At 61.2% G+C, this 23,600-nt stretch carries 21 protein-coding genes and 1 pseudogene; 8 read left to right on the top strand and 14 right to left on the bottom strand.

All coding sequences use genetic code 11. The features are described 5' to 3' along the window. Positions 1-30: 30 nt before the first annotated feature. From D0550_RS01100 to D0550_RS01115, 4 genes are all read right to left on the bottom strand, one after another. Positions 31-615: a bactofilin family protein gene (locus D0550_RS01100; RefSeq protein ID WP_116807244.1), complete on the bottom strand. Its 585-nt coding sequence runs from the start codon at positions 613-615 to the stop codon at positions 31-33. A gap of 65 nt (positions 616-680) precedes the next feature. Next, on the bottom strand, positions 681-1,058 hold the full coding sequence (locus tag D0550_RS01105) for a bactofilin family protein (protein ID WP_116807245.1): 378 nt from the start codon (positions 1,056-1,058) through the stop codon (positions 681-683). A 221-nt stretch (positions 1,059-1,279) separates the two neighbouring features. Continuing rightward, complete coding sequence (locus tag D0550_RS01110) at positions 1,280-1,747, bottom strand: hypothetical protein (RefSeq protein ID WP_116807246.1); 468 nt, start codon at positions 1,745-1,747, stop codon at positions 1,280-1,282. Between the two features lie 28 nt (positions 1,748-1,775). Beyond that, positions 1,776-2,138 (bottom strand): helix-turn-helix transcriptional regulator, encoded by a 363-nt coding sequence (locus D0550_RS01115; protein WP_116807247.1) that lies wholly within the window; start codon positions 2,136-2,138, stop codon positions 1,776-1,778. 392 nt (positions 2,139-2,530) lie between these two features. Between D0550_RS01115 and D0550_RS01120 the strand changes: the two genes are divergently transcribed. After that, positions 2,531-2,950: a DUF6524 family protein gene (locus D0550_RS01120; protein WP_116807248.1), complete on the top strand. Its 420-nt coding sequence runs from the start codon at positions 2,531-2,533 to the stop codon at positions 2,948-2,950. Here the strand turns inward: D0550_RS01120 and D0550_RS01125 are convergent, their stop codons facing one another. The 7 genes and pseudogenes from D0550_RS01125 to D0550_RS01155 all read right to left on the bottom strand — a co-directional run bounded on the left by D0550_RS01125 (position 2,951) and on the right by D0550_RS01155 (position 11,614). Continuing rightward, a complete protein-coding gene (locus D0550_RS01125) occupies positions 2,951-4,852 on the bottom strand; it encodes a glycoside hydrolase family 127 protein (protein ID WP_116807249.1) in 1,902 nt (633 codons plus the stop codon). It abuts the gene before it with no gap. Between the two features lie 11 nt (positions 4,853-4,863). Continuing rightward, positions 4,864-6,379 (bottom strand): annotated as a pseudogene (arfA, locus tag D0550_RS36300) (arabinosylfuranosidase ArfA). Between the two features lie 17 nt (positions 6,380-6,396). After that, positions 6,397-7,704: an extracellular solute-binding protein gene (locus D0550_RS01135; RefSeq protein ID WP_116807250.1), complete on the bottom strand. Its 1,308-nt coding sequence runs from the start codon at positions 7,702-7,704 to the stop codon at positions 6,397-6,399. Next, positions 7,701-8,549 (bottom strand): carbohydrate ABC transporter permease, encoded by an 849-nt coding sequence (locus D0550_RS01140; RefSeq protein ID WP_116807251.1) that lies wholly within the window; start codon positions 8,547-8,549, stop codon positions 7,701-7,703. The genes D0550_RS01135 and D0550_RS01140 overlap by 4 nt, the downstream gene beginning before the upstream one ends. Beyond that, positions 8,549-9,388: a carbohydrate ABC transporter permease gene (locus tag D0550_RS01145; protein WP_116807311.1), complete on the bottom strand. Its 840-nt coding sequence runs from the start codon at positions 9,386-9,388 to the stop codon at positions 8,549-8,551. The genes D0550_RS01140 and D0550_RS01145 overlap by 1 nt, the downstream gene beginning before the upstream one ends. Positions 9,389-9,474: 86 nt before the next feature. Further along, positions 9,475-10,581: an ABC transporter ATP-binding protein gene (locus D0550_RS01150; RefSeq protein WP_116807252.1), complete on the bottom strand. Its 1,107-nt coding sequence runs from the start codon at positions 10,579-10,581 to the stop codon at positions 9,475-9,477. 34 nt (positions 10,582-10,615) lie between these two features. After that, entirely contained in the window at positions 10,616-11,614 is a 999-nt protein-coding gene (locus D0550_RS01155; protein WP_116807253.1) for an arabinan endo-1,5-alpha-L-arabinosidase, read from the bottom strand. A 330-nt stretch (positions 11,615-11,944) separates the two neighbouring features. Here D0550_RS01155 and D0550_RS01160 point away from each other — a divergent pair, with 330 nt between their 5' ends. The 5 genes from D0550_RS01160 (at position 11,945) to D0550_RS01180 (ending at position 18,071) form a co-directional block, all read left to right on the top strand. Further along, positions 11,945-12,727, top strand: coding sequence for a FadR/GntR family transcriptional regulator (locus D0550_RS01160; RefSeq protein WP_116807254.1), 783 nt, complete (start codon positions 11,945-11,947; stop codon positions 12,725-12,727). A gap of 269 nt (positions 12,728-12,996) precedes the next feature. Next, positions 12,997-14,565 (top strand): aldehyde dehydrogenase (NADP(+)), encoded by a 1,569-nt coding sequence (locus D0550_RS01165; protein WP_116807255.1) that lies wholly within the window; start codon positions 12,997-12,999, stop codon positions 14,563-14,565. 3 nt (positions 14,566-14,568) lie between these two features. After that, positions 14,569-15,561: an AraD1 family protein gene (araD1, locus tag D0550_RS01170; protein WP_116807256.1), complete on the top strand. Its 993-nt coding sequence runs from the start codon at positions 14,569-14,571 to the stop codon at positions 15,559-15,561. A gap of 3 nt (positions 15,562-15,564) precedes the next feature. Beyond that, complete coding sequence (locus D0550_RS01175; RefSeq protein ID WP_116807257.1) at positions 15,565-16,491, top strand: Gfo/Idh/MocA family protein; 927 nt, start codon at positions 15,565-15,567, stop codon at positions 16,489-16,491. An 11-nt stretch (positions 16,492-16,502) separates the two neighbouring features. After that, on the top strand, positions 16,503-18,071 hold the full coding sequence (locus tag D0550_RS01180) for an alpha-N-arabinofuranosidase (protein ID WP_116807258.1): 1,569 nt from the start codon (positions 16,503-16,505) through the stop codon (positions 18,069-18,071). 525 nt (positions 18,072-18,596) lie between these two features. Here the strand turns inward: D0550_RS01180 and D0550_RS34560 are convergent. Next, positions 18,597-18,965 carry a hypothetical protein gene (locus D0550_RS34560; RefSeq protein ID WP_153066990.1) on the bottom strand — a complete coding sequence of 123 codons (369 nt, stop codon included), beginning with the start codon at positions 18,963-18,965 and terminating at the stop codon, positions 18,597-18,599. A gap of 167 nt (positions 18,966-19,132) precedes the next feature. On the opposite strand from D0550_RS34560, the gene D0550_RS01190 reads away from it, so the two are divergent. Then, on the top strand, positions 19,133-20,245 hold the full coding sequence (locus D0550_RS01190) for an IS110 family RNA-guided transposase (protein WP_116807260.1): 1,113 nt from the start codon (positions 19,133-19,135) through the stop codon (positions 20,243-20,245). A gap of 1,360 nt (positions 20,246-21,605) precedes the next feature. Here D0550_RS01190 and D0550_RS01200 read toward each other — a convergent pair. Further along, positions 21,606-22,352, bottom strand: a complete 747-nt coding sequence (locus D0550_RS01200; RefSeq protein WP_206606024.1) for an RHS repeat-associated core domain-containing protein — start codon at positions 22,350-22,352, stop codon at positions 21,606-21,608. Between the two features lie 60 nt (positions 22,353-22,412). Here D0550_RS01200 and D0550_RS37070 point away from each other — a divergent pair, with 60 nt between their 5' ends. After that, complete coding sequence (locus D0550_RS37070) at positions 22,413-22,589, top strand: ORF6N domain-containing protein (protein WP_116807263.1); 177 nt, start codon at positions 22,413-22,415, stop codon at positions 22,587-22,589. 229 nt (positions 22,590-22,818) lie between these two features. On the opposite strand, the gene D0550_RS01210 is transcribed toward D0550_RS37070, so the two are convergent. Continuing rightward, positions 22,819-23,169, bottom strand: coding sequence for a DUF2019 domain-containing protein (locus tag D0550_RS01210; RefSeq protein WP_116807264.1), 351 nt, complete (start codon positions 23,167-23,169; stop codon positions 22,819-22,821). Between the last annotated feature and the right edge of the window lie 431 nt (positions 23,170-23,600).

Raw genomic sequence — 23,600 nt, forward strand, 5'->3', positions numbered from 1 at the left:
CTTCCTGGGCAAACGTTCCGAGCCGAGCTGTTACTTCCCGCCCAACACCTTCTCCGTTTCCTCCGCCGACAGCGGCTGGCCCGGAGAGATGGTCGGGCTATCCACTCGTTTCTTGGCCGCCGGCGCGGACTGAGCCACGTTGGTCCCGCTCATATCGATGCGGCCGTTGAACACCGCCCCATCCACCAGCCCGACTCTGGGCGCGAAGATATTCCCAGAGACGCGTCCCGTTTCATGGACGACCACCGACTCGACGCCGTGCAGATCCCCTTCGACGCTGCCATCCACCACAACCACGCGCGCATAAATGTTTCCAACCACGGAACCGTCAGTTCCGATGGTCACGCTCTGCGTGTGGTTGATCGAGCCCTCGATCCGGCCCTGCAGAATGAAATCCTCTTCCGCGCTCAGCTCACCTTTGAACCGTAACGTCGGCCCGAGCACGGCAATCTTGCGATCCGGTGCGGCAGCGGCCTTCGACGGCGGCTCAACCGCGGGCGCCTGAGACTGAGATGACTGAGGAGACGTTTGAGACAGAGGCATGGACGACAAGGACGGCACACGCACCGTGTCCGTGGTCGGTTCCTGCTTTTGATCGAATCCGAAGCTGCGCATACGAGGCCTCCAAAATGATCTTTTCAAGGTTCGAACGGTCCTGACCCGACTGCCTTCGACACGGGTTACGTGCCCGTCTTACCTCGCACTTGCGCCGACTTCTTCACATCCATGTCGACTGCGCCGTTGAATTTCGAGCCTTCCACCAGACACACCGAGGGCGCATGAATGTTCCCTCGCAGGTTGCCGGAATCTTCCACATACACCGAGCGCTCGGCGTGTAGATCGCCTTCGACGGTGCCTTCGATCTTGATGGTCTGCGCGCTGATGCTGGCCTTGACCTTGCCTTCCTTGCCCACGGTCACGCGCTGGGTATGTTTGATCGTGCCTTCGATCTGACCCTGGATCAGCAAGTCCTCATCGGCCGAAAGCTCGCCCTTGAAACGCAACGTCGGCGGCAGGATGGACATCCGCTCGCCAGCTGTATCGTACGGATTGCTCATTGTTATCTCCTGGGGTTGCGAACTGCCGCACACTGTAGGCAGCAGCGCACATCCACAAAGAGAGTTGCATCACAGATTGATCGGCGTGGGACGCGGCGACGACGATATCACCGAACTGTCACCTTCCCTAAATTGTCACAATGTGCCTGCCCCAAGGGTGATCCCTGAATGTTTTGAACAACTGTAAAACGGAGCGTGGCTCGCCGCACCAGCCTGGAGCGTCAGTGGCGCATCTTTTTCAGCAGCTCATGCAATCGCCCTTGCATCATGCGCGCCATGGCTTCGTAGTAACGCGCAGCCTTCTCTGCATCGTTGTTACGTCGCACGGGCCGCTTTTTATGAGCGGAATCGCGACGGCGATTCCTCAATGCATAGATAACGTCCATGCCGATCTCCAGCGCGGCGTCGTTGCCGAGAATGCTGGCGACCATCGCGACGCCCGACTGCGTGAATGCGAGCGCGGGCCGACGGTCGAGCCGGCCGCGAGAGTAGCGTTGATCGAGCTTGAAGTACGCCGGCGATTTCAGGGCCCACAGCTTGCCACCGATGCGCTTATAAAAAATCGGCAGGCTGAGGCCAAGCAAGCGGGCAAGATCGGCGTCCTTGATCGCCTTGCAACCTTCCACGGTAATGACGAGAGACGCGATGGTGCTCGCGTCGACACGCCCTGGCTTGCGTGCGCGCGTCATGCGGCATTCCCGCCGCATGACACGGTCTCTAACGTGCGTTGCTTTGTTCGAGCACGTCGAGAATACGAATGATGAAGCGCTGCTGCGTCTTGCTCAGCGCCTGCAATCGCTCCGCGTGACGCATCGCCCGGGGCGACAAGCGCCCCTTCGGAATGCGCGGAGGCTTGGACAAGCCCGCCATTTCCTCGACCGAGACAGTAAACACTTTCGCGATCTTGGTCAGGATGAGCACCGACACCCGGCGCTCGCCGAGCTCGTAGGCAAAGACTGCCTGTTGTGATACCCCAATGGCGCGTGCCAGTTCCGCCTGGGTCATGCCCCTGGATTTGCGCAACATCGCGACGTGCGCCCCGAGAGCTTTGAAATATGCGCGGCTTTCGTGCTTGATCACAATCCCGAGCTTCCATCGTTGTTATTCCTGAAATATACAAATCCTGTTTTGGGATGACACATGAATCCATTGCGGTTGTCGAGTTCGGCTATTCAATTCGTTGACCGTGGAAAATGAATTTCTCGTTACTTTATGCGCAGCTTAGTTCCAATATTTGTTTCGCAGATTGCCACTGCTTGCCAGCACGTTGCGCCGTCAAAAGGTGCAGCTTTGCGCAAATCGCTTTCATCGCTACGGCGCAGAGTTTTTCACGGAACGGACTGATGTAGCGGCGACCATGTATGGCGTGCCGTGGCACGCGCACGGAGAGGCGATCCGCGGGTATTTCCGCGCCGCTTCACAGGGCCGGCCACCTCGTCGATACTTCACTCTTCGCGGCGAGGGGACACAACGTGAACGATTTGAGCTTCAGCGGGTTTCTGGTGCGGGTAGCACTGTCGTTGATACTCGTGCTGCTGACCTTCAACCCGAGCGGCTATTCGTATGTACACATGGTCGCTGACGGTTTTCCGAGCATCTCGCCGGTCGAAGCGGTGCTCGGCATCCTGCTGCTGATCGGCTGGATCGTATTTCTGGGCGCGACGCTGAAGTCCATCGGCCTGTTCGGGATGGTGCTGGCACTGGCACTGTGCGCCGCACTGATCTGGCTGGTCGCGTCGTGGGGCTGGGTGAGCCTGGACAACACCAACGCACTGACCTGGATCGGTCTGGTGGTGCTGGCGCTGATCATGGCCATCGGCATGGCCTGGGCCCATCTCTACCGTCGCTGGACCGGCCAGACGACGGTAGATGAGGTCAACGAAGGTCAGTAGTCATTCGGCGCTGTTAGCGGGCGCCGTCTTCCAGTAAACCGTGTATCGCTGGTAGTCCAGCTCGTGAAACGGCCGTAGCGTCACCTCCTGGCGAGGCTCGCCAGTCGTCAGCTTGAAGGCCAGCTCGTTGCCCGGCACCCGACGCAACCCGGCGGCCAGCTGTTGCGGATTTCCGGCCAGTGCCGGGACTGCGACCGATTCGGCTTTGAAATTCGCCTGCTGCTCCTTCGCATACGGCACCGTCGGCACCGCCGGCGCCGGCCCGAGATCGCCGGCAAGAACGACAGGCCCGTACACGAACGCGAACTGATCGCTGGATCCATGGAGGGGCTCGGTGCGCACCGAGGTCGGGACCGTCACCTCGAGCACATCGCCCTTCTTCCATCGCCTCTGCAGCGTCGCGTATGAACCGGGCTTCGCATCGACCGCGACCGCCTTGCCATTCAACTTCAGCGTAGCGTTGCCCGATGCCCAGGCGGGCACACGAACTCGCAGTGACAGCGGCCCGCGCGGCGCTTTAGCGACCGTCAACGAAGTTCGATTCTCGTTCGGGTACCGGGTGTTCTGCCGCAACTCCAGGCCGCGCTCCTGCCAGCGCAGCACCGACGGAATGAACAGGTTCACGTAAAGCGCATCAGGCGTGTGGAAATAGATTGCCGCGCCGTACTTGGTGTGATTCTCCATGCCGCTGCCCACGCAGCACCAGAACGACTCATGCGGCGTGCTGTAGGTCTTGAAGTGACCCGGCTTGAGCGACATGAAGTACGTGAACATGCCCTGCTTCGGCTCCTGTGAAGCCAGGATGTGGTTGTAAAGCGCGCGTTCCTCGAAGTCGGCGTACTCGACCTGTGGCTGCCAACCGAACAATCGCTCGGTGAGTCGGAGCATGTTGTAGGTATTGCAGGTCTCCGCCGTAGCGGCGCTCAAATGCTCCGAAGCTGCGTTCGGCGAAAAGAAGAACTCGCCGTCGCTGTTGCCGCCAATGGCCCACGAGTGATTGTGGACGACAGTCTTCCAGAAGTTCTCGGCGATCGGCCGCCCCTCCGACTGATTTGCCACCTCATAGCCGCGTGCGGCGCCGATGACTTTCGGGATCTGCGTGTTCGCGTGCTTGCCGGGCAGCTCGTCACGCCCGGCGAGCAGCGGATCGAGAATGGCACGGTGCTCGAAGCGCTGCGCGGTCTTCAGATACCGCTCGTCTTTGGTCAGCCCGTAGATATCGAACAGCACTTCACGCATGCCGCCGTGCTCGACCTGCAACATCGTTTGCTGCTGCTCGGGCGTCAGGCCGGCGGTGATGTCATCCACCCAGTTCGCCAGCTTCAATGTCACGTCCCTGGCTTGTGCACTTTCGCCCAGCGTCCATGCATCTCTCACCCCGGCGAGCACCTTGTGCTGCGTATACCAGGGCACCCAAGCGCCATCCTTGAAGGTAAAGGCATCCTTGCTCTCGACCTTGCCCTGCTTGAAGCCGCGCATGGTCGACAACTCCAGCTCAGGTAGCGCGCCAACATATCCATCGCCGTAGGCGCGCTGCGCCTCGGCCATCTCGCCGATGAGATAATCCAGCCGCTGTTTGAAACGCTGATCGCGAGTGGACGCGTACTGCTGTGACACCGCCGTCAGATAGTGACCGAGCGTGTGACCAGCGATGCCTCGCGACTCCCAGCCACCGTACAACTCGCCCTTGGGCTTCAGGCCCGCGTACTTGCGCGTGTTGTGCAGCAGACGATCCGCATCGAGGCTGAGCAGATACTCGGCATTGCGCTCCATCGCCTGCTTGAACGGACTGTCCAGCAGTTCGACGTCGCCCAAACCGAAAGTCTTGACCGTCGGCGTCGCGGCTTCCACGGCCAGGCTCGCCATGACCAGAGTTCCAAACAATACAGATCGCAGCAGCATGGGCGAGCTCCTTACGCCAGGGTGGTGACGATAACGTTCCAGGACAGCGGCTTCAGCTTCGCGCTGACCACACCTTTGTTGATGGAAACATCGGTGCGCTCCTTCGGCGCGACGGCGTTGGGCGACTCCTTGCTGTTGACCGCCTTGATGTCGCTGTGATGCAGCTCGCTGGCAATCGCCACCCTGCGACCCTCGCCCAGGCCACGCAGCTCGACCTCCAACTGCATTTCTTCATTCGGTCGTGCTGCGATTCAGCGCAAGGATGGTCACCGCACCGGTCGCTTCGTCATGAATGACGCTCGACAACAGCAGCGCCGCATTCGAATGCGTCTTGGTCGAGAACGTCTCGGACTGCACCTTCGCACGCAACACCTGCCCGCGCGCATGACGCGAAGCCTGCGCGAACGGATGGAAAATCGTCTGACGCCAGGCCGCGCCACCGGTCTCGGTCATGATCGGACCGATGACGTTGACGAGTTGCGCGATGCACGCCGCTTTGACGCGATCGGCGTTGTTGATCATGGTGATCAGCGCGCCGCCGACCACGAGCGCGTCCTCGAAGTTGTAGATCTCTTCGATCAGTGGCGGCGCCTTGGGCCAGCCCGGCTTACGCAGATCGGCCGGCGAGTGCGCCTTGTACCAGACGTTCCACTCGTCCAGCGACAGCATGATGCGCTTTGGCGAGCGTCGCTTGGCGGCCACGGCATCGCCGATCGCGGCGACTTCCTTGATGAAGGAGTCGAGGTCTTCGATGACGGTGAAGAATTCCTTGATGTCATTGCTGTCGTTGCGGAAGTACGCGTGCAGCGAGATGAAGTCGACCTCGTTGAAGCAGTGGTCGAGCACTTCGTATTCCCACGACGCGTAAGTCGGCATCGCACGCTGCGATGAGCCGCACGCGGCCAGTTGCAGATCGCCGTCGACCCAACGCATGACCTTGGCGGTTTCCTTTGCGACACGGCCATACTCCTGCGCGGTTTTTTGACAGATCTGCCACGGACCATCCATCTCATTGCCCAGACACCAGAACTTGATGCCGTAAGGCTGCTCGTAACCATGCGAACGCCGCAGATCCGAGTAGTACGTGCCGCCCGGGTGATTGCAGTACTCGAGCAGATGGCGCGCGTCATCCGGCCCGCGCGTGCCGAGGTTCACCGCAAACATCGGCTCGACATTGGCTGTGCGGCACCAGGTGATGAATTCATTCGTGCCGAACTCGTTGGTCTCGGTCGAGCCCCACGCGAGATCGAGCCGCGTCGGACGCTGCTCTTTCGGACCCACGCCATCTTCCCAGTTGTAGCCCGAGAGGAAATTGCCGCCGGGATAGCGAACGATCGTCGGGCCGAGCTCGCGCGTCAGTTCCAGCACGTCCTGGCGGAAGCCATCCTTGTCCGCGGTGGGATGACCGGGCTCGTAGATGCCGCCATAGACACAGCGCCCCATGTGCTCGACGAAGGTGCCGAACACACGCCGGTCGAGTTCGGAGATGACGAAGTCGCGGTCGACGACAATGCGTGAAGTGAGCATGACGATGATCCAGTGAGCTACAGAAGATGAAACAGCAGATCGTTGACGCGATGCTCGGCATCGGCGAGCGCGGCGTCGACGGTTTTGTGGCCGGTTATGGCGGCAGCCATTTCCTCGCCGATGATGTCTTGCACAGGGAACTGTCGCTGTACGGCGGAAGGCAATGGCGCGCCGGTCGAGGAGATCTTCGCGATCTCGCTACGATGAGGCAGCGCGTTGAAGCGCTCGCTCTCGATAACCGCCTGGTACGCGGGCAAATGGCCGGTGCGCGACCACTCAAAGTCGTTGTCGGCGACGAACTTCAGCAATCGGAAGATCGCGTCGCGCTGCTGCGGCGTGCGGTCCTTGGCGGGCATCACCCACGCGTGACCGTCGATGAACGTAGCGTCGCGTCCATAGAGTTGCGGCCAAGGCATGACGGCGTAGCCATTCGACAGCGGCCGATCCAACTTGCGCGACTCCGCATCGAAATCGCCAATCATCCAAGTGCCCACCAGATACACGCCACCGGCACCATTGATGAAACCATTGGTGGCAGCCGCGTAGTCTTGATTCTTCGTGGTCAGATCTTCGACGTAGATTTGCCGGAACATCTCCAGGACTTGCTTCACTGCCGGCGACTGCAGCTTCACGCGTTGCGGATCCGCGAAGAAATCGACGTTCTGCTGCATCAACAGCGTGTACAGATTGCGGCTGTAGGCGGCTCGCTCATTCGCCAGCGCTTGCACGAAATACGGTTTGCCCGTGGCTTGTTTGAATTGCCGTGCTTGTGCCAGCAATTCCTCCGGGCTGCGCGGCAGGATGGGCTTGCCATCCTTCACCAGGCCGGCCTGCCGGAAATAGTTCATGTTGATGTGCCACAGCGGCGCCCAGTTATCGATGGGCAAGCCGTAGATCTCGCCCTGCTTGCTGACACTCGCGAGGCTCGCCGCAGTGAAGCCATTCGGATCCACCCCGACCGCACGCAGATCCTTGCCGAGCGGCTCGAGCAACTTTCTCGATTGATAATCCGAGATCGCCGACAGGTGCATCGTGACCAGATCCGGCGGATCGCCAGACGCGAGCTGCGCGGCCAACTGGTTATATCCGGGCCACGCCACCGGGCTCACTCGAACTTTCACATCGGGATTGCGCACGCTGAACTCGTTGATCAGCGTCGTCATGATGCCGCACTCGCCTTCCGCGTTCTCGACATCGGTGCGGCTGCCATACTCGGCCTTGCACGTGCCGAAGAACCGTTGCACGACGATCTCGTTCGGCGCCTGATGTACGCCGCAACTCGCGAGCACGACGCAGCCCAGCAGGGACGCAAGCAGGCGCCTCATGTCGCCGCTCCGGAAGCTGCCCGCACAATGTACTTCTGGAAGAACATATAGACGATGAGGATGGGCAACCCGGCGAACACCGCCTGCGCCATCAAGTAGCCGAGGCCCGCCGATTCCGCGAAGTTCATTTGCGTCGAGGCAATGCCGACGGTGAGTGTGTACATCTGCTCGTTGGTGCCCGACACCAGCGGCCACCAGTAGTCGTTCCACGCATGCAGGAACGTGAAGATGCCGAGCGTCGCCTGCGCTGGCAGCGTCATCGGCAACAGCACGCGCCAGAAGATCTTGAAGCGCGACGCGTTGTCGAGCATCGCCGCTTCATCGACCTCGGTTGGAATCGCCTTGAAATACTGAGTCATCAGGAACACGCCGAACGGGGCCGACATGCCCGGCAACATCAAGCCGGCATACGTGTTGTGCAGATCGAGATCGCTGAACAGCTGATGCCGCACCAGGATCACCGCCTGCTCGGGAATCGCCAAGCCGCACAGCACCAGCACGAAGATCACATTGCGGCCCGGAAACTCCAGGCGCGCGAAGCCATAGCCGGCCAGCGACGAGAGCGCGAGCACGCCCAGACTCATGCCCACCGACACGATGATGCTGTTGAGCAGCCAGCGGAACACCCCTGAGCCGATCAAGATGTCGTAGTAGTTCCGCAGCGTCCACGGCGCTTTCAGAACCGAGTTGGTATCGACCAGCAGTTCGGCATTGGTCTTCATCGACAGGCCGACTGCCCACAGCATGGGCAGGACCATCACGATGGCGAGCGCGATCGTCGCCGCGAGAATCACTCGATCGCCGAGACCGCGACCGACGGCGCCGGATGCGAGCTGCGTCGTCATCAGAACGCCTCCTTGCGACGCGCGACGAAGTACTGAGCCATCGCGGCGATCGCAATGAGGCCGAACAGGATCTGGCCCGCAGCGACCGCGTAGCCCACGTCCCAGCGAGTGAAGCCCACTTCGAAAATGAACAGCACCAGCGGACGCGACGCATTGTTCGGTCCGCCCTGCGTCATCAGATACGCCTGACCGAACAGCTGGAATTGCAACACCACTTCGATGATGACGACCAGCGCAAACGTGCGGCGGATCGACGGCAACGTGACGCTCCACAGCGTCTTCCATCGCCCGGCATTGTCCAGCGCCGCGGCTTCGTACAATTCACGCGGCACCTGTTGTAGCGCCGCCAGGAACAGCATCATCGGCAAACCGATGCACCACCAGATCGTCGTAATCGCAATTGCAGGCAGCGCGAGATCGGCGTCACTCAGGAACGCAACCGGCTGCTTGCCGAAAGCTTCGAAAAGATTCGCGAGGAACCCGCCGTCCGGCGCGAACACCACTTTCCACAGCAGCGTCACGATCGTCACCGACAGCACCGAGGACGAGAAGAACACCCCGCGCAGGAACGCAGCGGTGCGTGTCGTGCGATTCAGCGCCAGCGCCAATCCCAGTCCAATGATCGCGAGTGCCGGCACGGTCAGCAGAATGAAGTAGAACGTGTTGCCGACGGCACCGATGAAGACCTTGTCGTTGGACAAGCGAACGAAGTTCTCGAAGCCAACGAAGCGACTGCCGCCAAAGAAGTCCGCCTTGTGCAGGCTCAACCAGAAACCTGCGAACAGGGGATAGACGAGCAACGTCACATACAAGAAAAGGAACGGCGCCACATAGAGCATGTGCCCCCAGCGGCTTTGCTGCGCACCGGCGCGCGCAGGCTGAGCGCGCGCCTGGCCCAGCTCGGTCAACTGACCAGCCGCGGTGCTCACGTTGTGCTCCCGTCCAGCACGGCGTGATGGCCGCGATCCTGATCGTCGAACAGATGCGCGCCGCCGCCGTCGAACTTCACGCCGACCCGATCATTCAGCGCGACGCGGCTGTTGCCGGCATCCTCGGCCACGATGATTGAGCCATCGGACAGCTTTACGTACACGAGCGTGCGATCACCCAGGCGCTCCACGAACTGCGCAACACCCGCGGTCTCGCCCTGCCCGACCGGACAGATATCGAGCGACTCGGCGCGAATACCCAGCTTGAACGACTTGGACGCGGGCAACGATGATTTGTCGATGCGCGTCGTGACAATCGCGCCGTCTGGCAGCCGTGCCGAGACGAAGCCGTTCGGCCCATCGCTCAACTCGACCGGCGAGAAGTTCATGGCCGGCGTGCCGACGAAACCCGCGACGAACGTGGTCGCGGGTCGCGAGTAGATTTCCATCGGCGTGCCGATCTGCTCGATCTTGCGGTTGTTCATCACGACGATGCGATGTGCGAGCGTCATCGCCTCAACCTGATCGTGCGTGACGAAAACCATCGCCGCATCCACGCGCTGATGAAGTTGCGCGATCTCCAGGCGCGTGCGCACACGGAGCGCGGCATCGAGGTTGGACAGCGGCTCGTCGAACAGGAACAGCTGCGGCTCTTTGACGATGGCCCGACCGATCGCGACTCGCTGGCGCTGGCCGCCGGAGATCTGGCCAGGCTTACGGTCCAGCAGGTGCGTGATCTCGAGCATCCTGGCCGCGGCGTCGACCCGCTTTTCTATTTCCGCTTCAGGCAGTCGCACATTACGCAGGCCGAACGACATGTTCTCCCGCACCGTCATGTGCGGGTAAAGCGCGTAGTGCTGAAACACCATCGCGACGCGTCGCTCGCCCGGCGCCAGCTGATCGACGCGGCGGTCGCCAATCCAGATCTCGCCGGCATCGACGGACTCCAGGCCAGCGATCATGCGTAACAGCGTCGACTTACCGCAGCCCGACGGCCCCAGGAACACCATGAATTCATGCGGCCGGATGCTCAGCGACACGTTGTCGATGACGGTGGCGGCCCCGAAGGTCTTGGTGACGTTCTTTAGCTCGATGCCAGGCATGAGAAGTGACGGGTGACTAATGATTGGTGACTGGTCAGACGAGCGAAGGCCAGCCGTCGGCGGTCCATTCGATGGGCGCAATGCGCAGCGTCGGCCGGCCGTCGTGCTCCGCGTCGTACGCGTGATACACGAGATAGTCACGATCGCCTTCTCTCAGGATTGCCTGATGCCCTGGCCCCCTGAAGCGACGGCTGCCTTGAATCACCGCCGTGCCATAGCCGGCCATTTGTGACTTACCGTCGCGCCCCACGTAGGGTCCGGTCACATCTCGCGAGCGTCCGACGACGATGTAGTACGAGCTGCTCGCGCCTCGGCAACAGTAATCGAATGACGTGAACAGGTAGTAGTAACCGTTGCGCTCGATCATGAACGGCGCCTCGATCGCGCCTGGCGCGTTCTCCGGCGCAGGCCGCGACGCGAGAGAATATTTGCGCGAGTCGTTCGGGAACAGCTTGCCGGTTGCGGGATCGAGCGGAAACATTTTGATGCCGCTCCAGAAACTCCCGAGGCACAGCCAGTGCTTGCCGTCGCGGTCGATCAGATGGTTGGAATCGATGGCGTTGAAGTCATCGCCACGCTCGGACTTCACCACCAGACCGCGATCCTCCCATTTGAAGTCCCTGGACGTGCGATCCAACGTTTTGTTGGTTACCAGACCAATGACCGAATGATTCGAGCCAAACGTCGAGCACGAGTAGTACAGGTGATACTGCCCGTTGAAGTACGCGATATCCGGCGCCCATGTGCCGCGAGTGCCGGGCACTGCTTGCTGCGCCCATTTGGGAATCTCATCGAACACACGGCCCTGGAGCTTCCAGTTGACCAGATCCTGCGACGTGCGCCAGGGCAACAGGCCGGTAGGATCGTGCGCCTGCCCGGTGCAGAACAGATGATAGGTATTGCCCTGTTTGATGATGCAGGGGTCGTGCACGGGCGCAATGTCGCCAGCCAGTCGATCGTTGAGCGAGGCTGGACGCTCATCGGCACGGGCTTTGGCCCAGACGCCGGCGGACAAGCCCAGCGTCGAGCCCATGAGCAGCGAGGCGCGTAACAGGTCGCGCCTGTGAACACTCACGTTCCGCACGTGAGTCTCGACCCACCGTCGCAGCTGTGCATGGATCCCCCCCGTTGAAATTCGTCCACCTGAGTCATATTACTCAGACAATTTCATGGTAACGATTTTTGATTTGTCAGGCAAATCGGCTCTGCATTTTGCAGAGCGCCGAGCGGCGAACGCAATCGCAATGCGCGCTTCGCTGTAAATCAGAGCAGATCCTGCGAAATCGGGCGCCGGCGTGCGTAAACTACTGTCTAAGTAAAGGGCGCCGGGCATAGACCTGTCCGTGTCGCGAGGAAATCATCGATGTCGAGCAAAAAATCATCAGCGTCTGCGGCGAGGGCCAATGCACGGGCGCGCCGCAAGTCGCTGCGGCTGCATGGAACCATCGCGCGGGATCTGGGAGTGCTGATCGTCTCGGGACGTTACAAGCCGGGCGACATCCTCAACGGCGAGATCGATGCGAGCGATCGGCTGCAAGTGTCGCGCACCGCCTATCGCGAAGCGGTCCGCATCCTTGCAGCGAAAGGCCTGGTGGAATCGCGACCGAAAGTGGGCACGCGCGTCAGCCCGCAAGCCCGCTGGCACATGCTCGATCCCGACGTGCTCTCCTGGATTTTCGAGTTCGAGCCGGACGATACGCTGCTGGCGAACCTGTTCGAGTTGCGCAAGATCGTCGAGCCCGAGGCTGCCGCACTCGCGGCCTTGCGTCGGACCAACGAAGAGCTGCAAGCCATGGAAAAAGCACTCGAAGGCATGGCCTCACACACGCTGGCCAGCGAGGCCGGTCGCCTTGCCGACCAGGAATTTCATTCCGCGATGCTGCGCGCCAGCGGCAATGCTTTCATCGTGTCACTGACCAGCGGCGTCGGCGCCGCAGTGTCGTGGACCACGATCTTCAAACAGCGCCACAACCCGCTGCGCCGCGATCCGATTCCCGATCATCAAAAGGTGTACGAGGCGGTCAAAGCCTCCGACCCCAAGGCCGCGCACGCGGCGATGTTGAATCTGGTCGAGCTGGCGCAGCTGGACACGACCAACTCGCGCAAAGCCAAACCTGCCAAGTCTGCGACTTCGGCTCGCAGCTGAAATAACGCTCCCTCGAGGCGCTGCTGGGCAGGACGCCCGAATGCAGCGGGCACATGGATGTGCAGGAGCTGCCCCCAGGCTATGGATTTTGCGCCCGGGCCCCTCACCTTTCGTGGCATGGTCTTGCTGATACCCCGCCTCGGATGCCTTAATGCCGCAGGCGTTGTTAGCGCTACCTCGCCCCCGGGGCGCCACGGCATTGCCCGCCATGGCGCAACTGGGATAATGTCTGAGTAAATCACGGAACAAGTTTAGGTGGAGAATCTCCCATGCCCCTGACCGGTCAGCTATTCATCGGTGGCGAACGCGTCGCGACCGCACAAACCTTTCGCGCGGCCAACCCCACCACCGCCTCATTGCTCGAGCCGCCCTTCAGCTCGGCCGGCGCCGCCGAAGTGGAGCGCGCCTGCCAACTGGCCAGCGATGCTTTCGATCAATACCGCGCTCTCGATAGCGAAACGCGTGCGAAATTTCTGGAGACCATCGGCGATCGCATCATGGCGTTGGGCGATGAACTGCTCGAACGCGCTCATGCGGAGTCCGGTCTGCCGCTCGCTCGTCTGACGGGCGAGCGCGGCCGCACAGTGGGCCAGCTGCGTCTGTTCGCCGATGAGTTGCGCAAGGGCGGCTGGCAAGGCGTTCGCATCGATCCCGCGATGCCCGACCGCAAGCCGCTGCCGCGCGCCGATCTGCGTCAGCGCAAAGTGCCGCTCGGTCCGGTCGTCGTCTTCGGCGCCAGCAACTTCCCTCTCGCGTTCTCTGTCGCCGGTGGCGATACCGCCTCCGCGCTCGCGGCCGGCTGCCCAGTCATCGTCAAAGGTCACTCGGCCCATCCGGGCACGAGCGAGCTGGTCGCACAAGCAATCACTGAAGCCGTCGCTCAGTGTGGCTTGCACCCTGGTGTGTTCTCGCTGTTGAACGGCGATAAGCGCGACTTGGGCGCGGGCCTGGTCGCCGATCGACGCATCAAGGCCGTTGGCTTTACGGGTTCCCGCGGTGGCGGCGTGGCGTTGATGAAGATTGCCGCGGCTCGTCCTGAACCGATTCCTGTGTACGCTGAAATGAGCAGCGTGAATCCGGTGTTGTTGTTGCCCGGTGCGCTCGCCGCTCGTGCCGAAGCGCTCGGCAAAGAGTTCGTCGGCTCGCTCACGCTCGGCTCGGGTCAGTTCTGCACGAACCCCGGTCTGGTGTTCGCGATCGACAGCCCGCACGTCGACACATTCATCGCATCTGCGGCCGCAGCGCTCGGCGGCACGGCGCCCCAGGTCATGCTGACTGCTGGCATCTTCGATGCGTTCCAGAAAGGCGTCGATCGCCTCGCCAATCAACAAGGCGTGAAGACGATTGCGCGCGGTAGCGACACGCAAGGCAAGAACTGCGGCCGTGGCGCATTGTTCTCTGTTCCCGCCAGCGCGCTCACGACGGAAATCGCCGAAGAAGTATTCGGCGCCTCTTCCGTCATCGTCCGCTGCGCCAACGAGGCAGAGCTGATCGGCGCGCTGGAGAAACTCGAAGGCCAGCTGACTGCGACGCTGCACGTCACCGAGCAGGATTACGCGGTCGCGCAGAAAGTCCTGCCCACGCTGGAACGCAAGGTGGGTCGCATCCTCGCGAACGGCTGGCCGACCGGTGTCGAGGTGTCGCATGCCATGGTTCATGGCGGCCCCTACCCGGCGACCTCCGATAGCCGCACGACGTCGGTGGGCACGCTCGCCATCGAACGTTTCCTGCGCCCGGTCTGCTATCAGGACATCCCAGACGCACTGCTGCCGCCGGCGCTGAAGCGTGACGCTCAAGCTTCGCTGCCACATCGATTCGACGGCGTTTACCGGAGTTAACAGATGAGTTTGCGTTTGATACAGGTGCGCGCTGCTGACGGGCAGCGGTGCGTGGCCGCCATCGACGACAGTGGCGTCGCTCGTAAAGTGAAAGATTGCGTCAGCACGTACGAGCTGGCGCACTCGGCCCTGAACAGCGGCACCTCGCTGGAGAAATGCGTAGCCGCGCGACTCTCCGACGAACGGCTCGATCTGGAGGAGCTGCAGACGTGGAATCGCCTGCTCGCCCCAATCGATCATCCGGACGTTGCGCACCTGTATCTCACCGGCACCGGCCTCACGCATCTCGGCTCGGCCGAAGGTCGCGACAAGATGCACAAGGCCGCCGCCGGTGGCACGCTCACCGACTCGATGCGCATGTTCAACATGGGCCTGGAAGGCGGCAAACCTGCCGCCGGCCAGGTCGGCGTGCAGCCCGAGTGGTTCTACAAGGGCGACGGCTCCTGCGTGGTCGGCACAGGTGAGGCGTTGCCCTCACCTGACTTCGCGCTCGACGGCAGCGAAGAGCCGGAGATCGCCGGCATTTATCTCATCGACGCCGCAGGCAATCCGCGTCGTCTCGGCTTCTGTCTGGCCAACGAGTTCTCGGATCACATCACCGAGCGTGGCAATTACTTGTGGCTGGCGCATTCCAAACTGCGCCATGCCGCGCTGGGCGCCGAACTGCTGGTTGGTGATTTGCCTGCCGACGTGCGCGGTATGAGCCGCGTGCTTCGCGATGGCAAGACGCTGTGGGAAAAGCCGTTCCTCACCGGCGAAGCCAACATGTCGCACACCATCGCGAACCTCGAACATCATCATTTCAAGTATCGATTGTTCCGTCGGCCCGGCGACGTGCACGTGCATTTCTTTGGCACGGCGACGTTGTCGTTCTCCGAAGGCATTCAGACCAAGGAAGGCGATGTGTTCGAAATCGAGGCGCCGCCGTTCCGTCTGCCACTGCGCAATCCTCTGAAACGCAGTGAATCACCGTCCGTGGCCGTCAAGGCGCTGTAACCCATGAGCCCGATCAAACTCGCCATCGTCGGTCTGGGCAAGATCGCGCGCGATCAACATCTGCCATCGCTGGCCTCCAATCCGAACTACCAACTGGTCGCGGTCGCCAGCCCGAACAGCAAGCTCGAAGGCACGCCCACCTATCCGAATATCGAGACCTTGCTGCGCGAGCAGCCGCAGATCGAGGCAGTCTCGTTGTGCTGCACGCCGCAGGTTCGTTACGACATCGCGCGCTATGCGTTGGAGCAGAATCGACATGTGATGTTGGAGAAGCCGCCGGGCGCGACGTTGAATGAAGTCGCGGGCCTGATGGACATGGCACAACAACGGCAGCTCGCGCTGTTTGCTACCTGGCATTCGCGCGAAGCCGCTGCGGTCGAGCCGGCGCGTGAGTGGCTCGCGGGCCGAACGATTCGCAAAGTGCAGGTGATCTGGAAGGAAGACGTCCGCGTCTGGCATCCGGGCCAAGCGTGGATCTGGAAAGCAGGCGGGCTCGGAGTGTTCGATCCTGGCATCAACGCGCTGTCCATCATCACTCGCATCCTGCCGCAGCCTCTGGTGTTGAAGGACGCCGAGCTGCACTTTCCCTCGAATTGTGAAACGCCCATCGCCGCTGAACTGACCTTGCAAGGTCCAGGCGGTTTGCCGGTGCGCGCGGAATTCGATTTCCGCCAGACCGGCCCGCAGAGCTGGGACATCGACATCGAAACCGACGACGGCCACCTGCTGCTTGCCAAAGGCGGCTCGGTCATGCACGTCGGCGGTAAACAAACGGTGTCCGCACCGGATCGCGAATACGCGAATCTGTACGCGCGTTTCGCCCCGCTGGTTCGCGAGCGTCGCATGGACGTCGATCTCGCCGCCTTCCGCCTGGTCGCCGATGCATTCATGGCCGGCCGGCGCTCCGTCGTCGATCCCTTCATCGAATAGAGGACAACAAGATGCCGATTCTCCAGGGGGCTTCCCGCCTGACCGCCGCGCTCGGTCTGGCGACGCTCAGTTTGGTTCCTTTCACTGCCGGTGCCGCCGAATCGACGGCCGTCTCGGTGACCATTCAAGCCAACCAACCGGGCGCCAAGATCGATCGCAATATTTATGGCCAGTTCGCCGAACACCTGGGGCATGGCATTTACGAAGGCATCTGGGTAGGTGAAAACTCCTCGATTCCCAACACGCGCGGCTATCGCAACGACGTCGTCGCGGCCTTGAAGAAACTGCAAGTGCCGGTGGTACGCTGGCCCGGCGGCTGCTTTGCCGACGAATATCACTGGCGCGAAGGCATCGGCCCGCGCGATCAGCGGCCGGTGAAAGTGAACACGCACTGGGGTAACGTCGAAGAGCCGAACTCCTTCGGCACGCACGAGTTCCTGGATTTCGCCGAACTGATCGGCGCAGACGCTTACGTGTCCGGCAACGTCGGCTCGGGCAGCCCGCAGGAAATGGCGGAGTGGGTCGAATACATGACCTCCGACACGAAATCGACGCTCGCCGAGCTGCGCCGTAAGAACGGCCGCGAAAAACCCTGGAAGGTGCCGTACTTCGGTATCGGCAATGAAACCTGGGGCTGCGGCGGCAACATGCGGCCGGAATATTTCGTGGACCTCTACAAGCAGTTCCAGACGTTCGTGAAAGCGCCGAAGGACAACACCCCGGTGAAGATCGCCAGCGGCGCAAATGTCGCCGATTATCACTGGACGGAAGTGATGTTGTCGCAAGCGGCCAAGCACATGGATGCCTACTCGCTGCACTACTACACCTTCCCTGGCCGTTGGGAGAACAAAGGCCCGGCGATCGGCTTCACCGAAGATGCCTGGGCATCGACGCTGAAGCATGCCGTTCGCATGGAAGAGCTGGTGACCAAGCACTCGGCCATCATGGACAAGCACGACCCGGACAAGAAGGTCGCCCTGTACGTCGACGAGTGGGGCACCTGGTACGACCCGGAAGCGGGCCGCAACCCGGGCTTCCTGTATCAGCAGAACACGCTGCGTGACGCGCTCGTGGCATCGCTGACACTCGACATCTTTCATCGCCACGCCGACCGCGTGAAGATGGCGAACATCGCGCAGATGGTGAACGTGCTGCAGGCGATGATCCTCACCGACAAGGAGAAGATGACGGTCACGCCGACGTATCACGTGTTCGAGATGTACATCCCGTTCCAGGGCGCAACGTCTCTGCCGGCGGAAGTTCAGTCGCCAACGTATTCGCGCGGCGAGTGGTCGCTGCCGCAGGTATCGGTGTCGGCCGCGCGTGATGCGAATGGCAAGTTGCAGATTGCGTTTACGAACGTTGATCCGAATAAGGGCGCTTCGGTGTCTACGAAGATCAATGGCGTGAATGTGAAGTCTGCTTCGGGTCGCATCCTCACTGCGGCCGCGTTGGATGCACGCAATACGTTTGATAAGCCTGAGGCTGTGAAGCCGGCGCCGTTCAAGGCGTCGAAGAAAGGGAATGAGCTGCGGGTTGAATTGCCGCCGAAGTCGGTGGTCGTTGTCGCAGTGGAGTAAGAGGCTCGGTGGTTCGCAGTGCCGGGGTGGGGGATCTCCTCCCCGGCACCGCGACACACCGTACTCGTGCAGGGCGGACAAAGTCGCTGCGCAGAGCGAAGCGCAACTCAGCAAGCGCGGGACGGGTGGTCGGAGTGCGTCTGTTCGGAACTATCTGATCCTGCGATCGAAGAACGGAGCACAGACACCGGCAAGCTTCGATTCCTGATTCCGATCTACAAAAACAATATCCATGTGCTCGTGGGGGGCCGAACATCGACGCAAAGATTCTCCCAGCATGCTGAACTACATCGCTATCGTGACCGCCCGACGGTGTCAGGCAGAGAGCGACGCTTACTGCAGAGCCGCCGTAGGTAACCTGCGCCAAGTAGGCGGCCTCCACACTCCTGCTGTGCCGGAAGTATTCGATTAATCGTTCCTTAAGTTCGCGCTCGGGCACTCCGTCTTGTCCCCCCAAAAAACGGAGCTGTGAGACCTGCGTCGATTCTGTGCGCTTCTTCATCATCGGCTGGGTCACGACAGATTTCACATCACCTTCGAGTGAGCATCGCTCTCAGTGCGATACAACTCAGCCCATGCGATTGACTCAAACTCGTCGGAGCGCAGATCGTCCCTGAGTTCAGGATGCTCGACTAACGGGCGCGCCACATGCACAAAGATCGGCCACTCGTTGATCGGGAACAACGAGCTGCCGCGATATCGAGTAGCAACCAGCACCATGTCGACGTCGCGGCTTCCGAGGCCGTACTTCTGCCCCAACAAAGGTGGATCAATTTTTAACAGCAGCAGATCATCTCGTCCGTCTGTCGACAATCGCCTGACGCGCCACGCCCGTCGGGGACTTTCTAGATCGTATCCCTCGGAAGATGCCAAATAAAAATCCGGGTCGCTCATACGTTTCTCTAGACATCATGGCCTGAGCATCCGTTCGGAGTCAGGCGATGAAGAGGAAAACAGCGGTTAGAGGGAGGGGTCTGTCTCCCGTATCGTGGGTTGCGCAGGCGAATGCGCCGAGCCACATGCAGAGCGCCCGAGGGCGTCAGACTGCAAGGAGACAGACCATGAAAGAGGCTATCACTTCCTTTGTCGGATTGGACGTTCATAAGAACTCCGTTGCAATCGCGGTCGCTGAAGCCGGGCGGCAAGCACCACGCTTTGTAGGCACAGTTCCGTCGTCGATGAGTACGCTGTGCAAGACCTTGCGAGGGGTCTGCCGCGCCGAACGCACGCTGGTGGTCTATGAGGCCGGCCCGTGCGGTTATGGCTGGGCGCGTCACTTGCGTGCGCACGGTTGGACTTGCGACGTCATCGCACCGGCTCGAATTGCCCGCAGTCCCGCTGAGCAGCGGATTAAAACCGATCGACGTGATGCGTTGCTGCTGGCGCGAGAATCGCGCGCTGGCAATCTGGTCTCGGTGGTGATGCCCGATACCTCTGATGAGGCCATCCGGGATCTGTCGCGCACGCGCGAGGATGCCTGCGTTGCGCGCTTGCGGGCGCGTCAGCAACTCAAAGCGATGCTGCTGCGTCATGGGCATGCCCACCAGGGGAAAACCTCCTGGACGGGTGCGCACGAGCGGCACTTGAGCACGATCCGCTTCGCGCATTCGGCGCAGCAGATCGCCTTCGAAGAGTATCGCCAAGCGGTCAAAGAAGCCCACGAGCGCGTGGAACGCCTCACGGAGCAACTGCGCGAACAATGCGCGCACTGGCGCATGAATCCACTGGTCAAGGCGCTGATGTGTCTGCGCGGCTTTGACTTCGTCGCCGCCGTGACCTTCGTCGCTGAAGTCGGTGACCCGCGCCGCTTCTCTCATCCACGTGAACTGATGGCTTACTTGGGACTGGTGCCTTCGGAGTACTCCAGCGGCGAGTCTCGCCATCAGGGCCCCATCACCAAGACAGGAAACAAACATGCTCGGCGCATCCTGGTGGAGGCCGCCTGGAATTACCGCCACCGCGCATCGATCAGTCGCGTCCTGGAGGTTCGCCAGCAAGGTCAGTCCAAAGCCAGCCGCGACATCGCTTGGCGTGCGCAGCTGCGCCTGACCCGGCGCTTCGCACACTTGAGCATGCGCCGCTTGCCGCAGAACAAAGTGTGCGTGGCGATCGCTCGGGAGCTGGCGGGCTTCATCTGGGACATCGCCCGCCAGCTCACCCCGGCATCGGCGTAAGCAGTTACGTTCCTTGGCGATGCGTTCTCGGAGGGCGTCCCTAACGCTGAACCGAACCACACCTGACAACGAGCCGGCAACGCGATGTGCGGAACCGATGAGGGGAATCCTCGAACGTTCTATGTGGGCATCCGTGTGATGATCCCCGCTCCTAGAGCGAGGCAGCCCCGCGAAGAAGAGATGAAATGCGGTAGCCAACCCGCGGATATCAGAGTGATCCATCGTCGCAGCCATCGACCGCACGTCGCGTTGCTCGCTCGCTGTCAGCGCCGTCCAATGTAACCCTCGGGCCAAACTCATCATCGCCTCAGCGAAGGATAGTCCGCGCCCTTCGTTGACAGAACAGGCCATATCAGACACCTCGCCCGACGCCTCGACGAACTGGAAGCACGCATCACTCGCCAGTTCGCCACGCACGGTCAAGCCATCACCGGGATTCTCAAGACCATCCGCGAGCTGATGAACCCCCGCCCGAGCGCTGCGGCATCGGCTTTACCGCCGACTTCGACGAGAAGTGCCGCGCAGCCATCGGCCTCGCGCATTTCTTTTAGCCGTTCTCTGGTGCTTCCGTTCTGCCAGCACCGAAGCGACTAAACAGGGGTGCGAAGCGGCGCACATGCAGCTCACAACGGTTGTGAGCGAAGGCGCGCCGCGCAGCGATGGGCGGGCATAAAACTGCGGCGCTTCGCCGCTGCGCATATTTTCTGAGCGTTGTGTCCGATGCCCGCCTAAAGCCCCCTTCCAGGGGGATGGGGGTCTTGATCGGGCACGCAAGCGGCGCGCCGACGTGTGAAGAAGTGTAGATGTATCGCGCTTGAGTGCACGATCAGTGGAACAACTCCCAGCACGCGCGTCTTCGCGGGTGTTGACCGACTCAGTCCACTCAACTCACCGAAGCTGCCCGCACCTCAGCGCTCCACTGCCGCAGCCCGGCGCGCAGCTGAAGCGAAGCACAACGCAGCAAGCAGCGCGACGTGAGGCCCACGTGCTACTCGCCGCCACTCTCACTCGCTTGAATGATTCGATGCACGTCGCGCTGAAATGCTGCCTGCGCACTCGGATCACCGTCGAAATACGCTTCCCAAAACCCCGGATTGCTCCAGTCCTGAGTTGTAAGCTCGAAGACGCCGTTGGCGTTCCACGTGACGATCCAACAGCTAGGAACGCTCGCGTCTACAACCTCGAACTGCTCTATAGGAAAGAGTCCAACGCCAGGGTAAGAGTCACTCGGCAATCGCAACAGCCATCGACCATGAGCATCGAAGACCACGGACAGCACGTCATAAATCCTTCCAACAGTTAGCCAAGAAGACTGTCTCTGCGGCGCATCCAGCAGTCGTGTGCATCGGACTTTCATTGATCAAAGACCGCTATTGAAGATGACCTTGTAGTCGAGCCCATAGAAGACTTCTCGCGTGGCCGGATTCATGTAGAAGTGAACTTGAAAGGGCCCAGCGGGGCTCTTGAACGTTTCGGTCGTGAACTTCGCGAAGCCCGCAGGAATCGCGGGATTTCCGAGCGCACCGGCCGGGATGATTTCGATGGCACCATTTATGGCTCTTTGGCTAAGTCGTCCGCCGGTAGTGAATACGGAAGTTGCTTCCGACACCGTGAGCTGCCCTGAAAGCCGAACGCCATTCACGATGTTCTGAGCGCTGGCTGCGCTGGTTGCCCGAACGATCGCGCCAGGCAGCGGAGGCATTCCGGTAACGCGCGGAATTTCCCGGCCATCTTCGGTGACATATCGAGGCGGGCTAGTCCACTCGTTGAGTTGTCTCAGAAGATCTGAGAATCCTCCGCGGAGTGGCTCCTCCATCGGTGGTTCCCACTGCGCACCATTGACCCCACCCACTGTGCTATCGGCAGTAGTGCCAGCCTCCCCTGCCCCACCGCCGTAGCCCGGTCCCCCAATTGTGCCACCCAGATCGTAGGTCGGAAAGGTTGGCAGATCAGGGTATGGGCAAAATTGGGGTACCGCGCTCAGCTGGTTATCGATGATCTCCATGATGCTGCCGCACGCATAGCCCGTGGGATCGACATTGCTCAGCGGGTTGTTGAACGTGTAGCTATAGCGATTGAGGCTCTGCGAGTTGAACGGCGCCTGCACGTACGGGTCTGCCGAGATGAAACGGCCGAGCGCAACGCCGAGCGCTTCCCGGAAGATTTCATGTTTCCGCTGGCGCGCGCCGAGGCCGAGGCGCTGAACCGGTCACAGTCTATGACTGGTTGCCAGAAGCATCGCGATTCACGGTTCCCGCCGTTCGCGTTCACCGAACACGCATCCTCAACAGCGCGCGAAGGCGTGAAGGAGCGAAGAACGTCTCGCGCATGGCGGCACGATTAGTTGAACCACTCTCAGCACGCGCGTCCTCGCGGGTGCTGACCGAGTCATTCCACCGAGCTCACCGAAGCTGCCGACGCACACTGCCGCAGCCCGGCGCGCTGCTTGCGTTGCAAGCGACAAGCCGCAGGGCCGAGCGAGGCGCGCAAGAAGCGGCGCGCAGCTCAAGCGATGCGCAACTTCGCAAGCAGCGTGGCGGGCGGTCAGAGTGCTTTCTTTGTCGGAGTTGCGATCACTCCGGATCAAGCGCCCACGTTCCTTCCTTCCAACGCTGCAGCGCTTGGGCTGCGCCGAAAGCAACGAGACCGCTCCCGCCCGATTCCGCTTCTAGTACAGCTTTCGCTTTATCCTCACAATGTCTCAGCAGATAGGCAGCCGCCATCACCCTGACTTCTTGACGACCATCCTCAAGCAGTACTGCGAGCGCATCTCGCCCACTATCACCGGTCGAGCGCAGTTTCTCAAAGGCCGCGATGTACTGCCTCGCGAATTTGTTTCCTCTAATCGGATCCGCTTCAGCTATCGCCGCCGCTTGTGCTGCCACACAATCCGCGAACTCCTTCACGAGATCATGGATTTCCATGCTACGGCACTCCGAATAGACGCAGGACTTGCTCGCCGAATAACCGCTGATCGTTCAAGGATTGCGTGCTCAGCCATTGCCTAACCGTCAGCGTGCTCGAGCCTGTGAACTGTGGCGCGATGGACGAAAATCGTAATCGCCCTTGAGGATCGAAGTGCTCGAGCAGGGGCCTACGGACACAGTCCCGGATACACCGTTTTGTCCAGCCTGATATCCAATGAGGGTTGGCGACAAACAATTGGCCGCAGCATCGTCGGCGCATTCCTTGATATGTGTAAGCCGCGATCGCTGGGTGACAGCTCCAGCGTCGTAGGTGAAAAAGTAGCGGCGCACCGTCTGAGGAGTACCGCCAATCGTGCTGCGAATCTGGATGTCTTCCAACCGTCGCGTGACGCTCACCAGGTGGCCGGCGACACAGCCGTACGAGTCTT

The organism is Steroidobacter cummioxidans (assembly GCF_003104955.1).

Coding starts and splice junctions, on each gene's coding strand:
- D0550_RS01155 (WP_116807253.1), bottom strand. CDS start 11,614: ATGGGCTCGACGCTGGGCTTGTCCGCCGGCGTCTGGGCCAAAGCCCGT.
- D0550_RS01100 (WP_116807244.1), bottom strand. CDS start 615: ATGCGCAGCTTCGGATTCGATCAAAAGCAGGAACCGACCACGGACACG.
- D0550_RS01145 (WP_116807311.1), bottom strand. CDS start 9,388: ATGCTCTATGTGGCGCCGTTCCTTTTCTTGTATGTGACGTTGCTCGTC.
- araD1 (WP_116807256.1), top strand. CDS start 14,569: ATGAGTTTGCGTTTGATACAGGTGCGCGCTGCTGACGGGCAGCGGTGC.
- D0550_RS01160 (WP_116807254.1), top strand. CDS start 11,945: ATGTCGAGCAAAAAATCATCAGCGTCTGCGGCGAGGGCCAATGCACGG.
- D0550_RS01140 (WP_116807251.1), bottom strand. CDS start 8,549: ATGACGACGCAGCTCGCATCCGGCGCCGTCGGTCGCGGTCTCGGCGAT.
- D0550_RS01180 (WP_116807258.1), top strand. CDS start 16,503: ATGCCGATTCTCCAGGGGGCTTCCCGCCTGACCGCCGCGCTCGGTCTG.
- D0550_RS34560 (WP_153066990.1), bottom strand. CDS start 18,965: ATGAGCGACCCGGATTTTTATTTGGCATCTTCCGAGGGATACGATCTA.
- D0550_RS01210 (WP_116807264.1), bottom strand. CDS start 23,169: ATGGAAATCCATGATCTCGTGAAGGAGTTCGCGGATTGTGTGGCAGCA.
- D0550_RS01135 (WP_116807250.1), bottom strand. CDS start 7,704: ATGAGGCGCCTGCTTGCGTCCCTGCTGGGCTGCGTCGTGCTCGCGAGT.
- D0550_RS01125 (WP_116807249.1), bottom strand. CDS start 4,852: ATGCTGCTGCGATCTGTATTGTTTGGAACTCTGGTCATGGCGAGCCTG.
- D0550_RS01165 (WP_116807255.1), top strand. CDS start 12,997: ATGCCCCTGACCGGTCAGCTATTCATCGGTGGCGAACGCGTCGCGACC.
- D0550_RS01110 (WP_116807246.1), bottom strand. CDS start 1,747: ATGACGCGCGCACGCAAGCCAGGGCGTGTCGACGCGAGCACCATCGCG.
- D0550_RS01175 (WP_116807257.1), top strand. CDS start 15,565: ATGAGCCCGATCAAACTCGCCATCGTCGGTCTGGGCAAGATCGCGCGC.
- D0550_RS01150 (WP_116807252.1), bottom strand. CDS start 10,581: ATGCCTGGCATCGAGCTAAAGAACGTCACCAAGACCTTCGGGGCCGCC.
- D0550_RS37070 (WP_116807263.1), top strand. CDS start 22,413: ATGTTTCCGCTGGCGCGCGCCGAGGCCGAGGCGCTGAACCGGTCACAG.
- D0550_RS01190 (WP_116807260.1), top strand. CDS start 19,133: ATGAAAGAGGCTATCACTTCCTTTGTCGGATTGGACGTTCATAAGAAC.
- D0550_RS01105 (WP_116807245.1), bottom strand. CDS start 1,058: ATGAGCAATCCGTACGATACAGCTGGCGAGCGGATGTCCATCCTGCCG.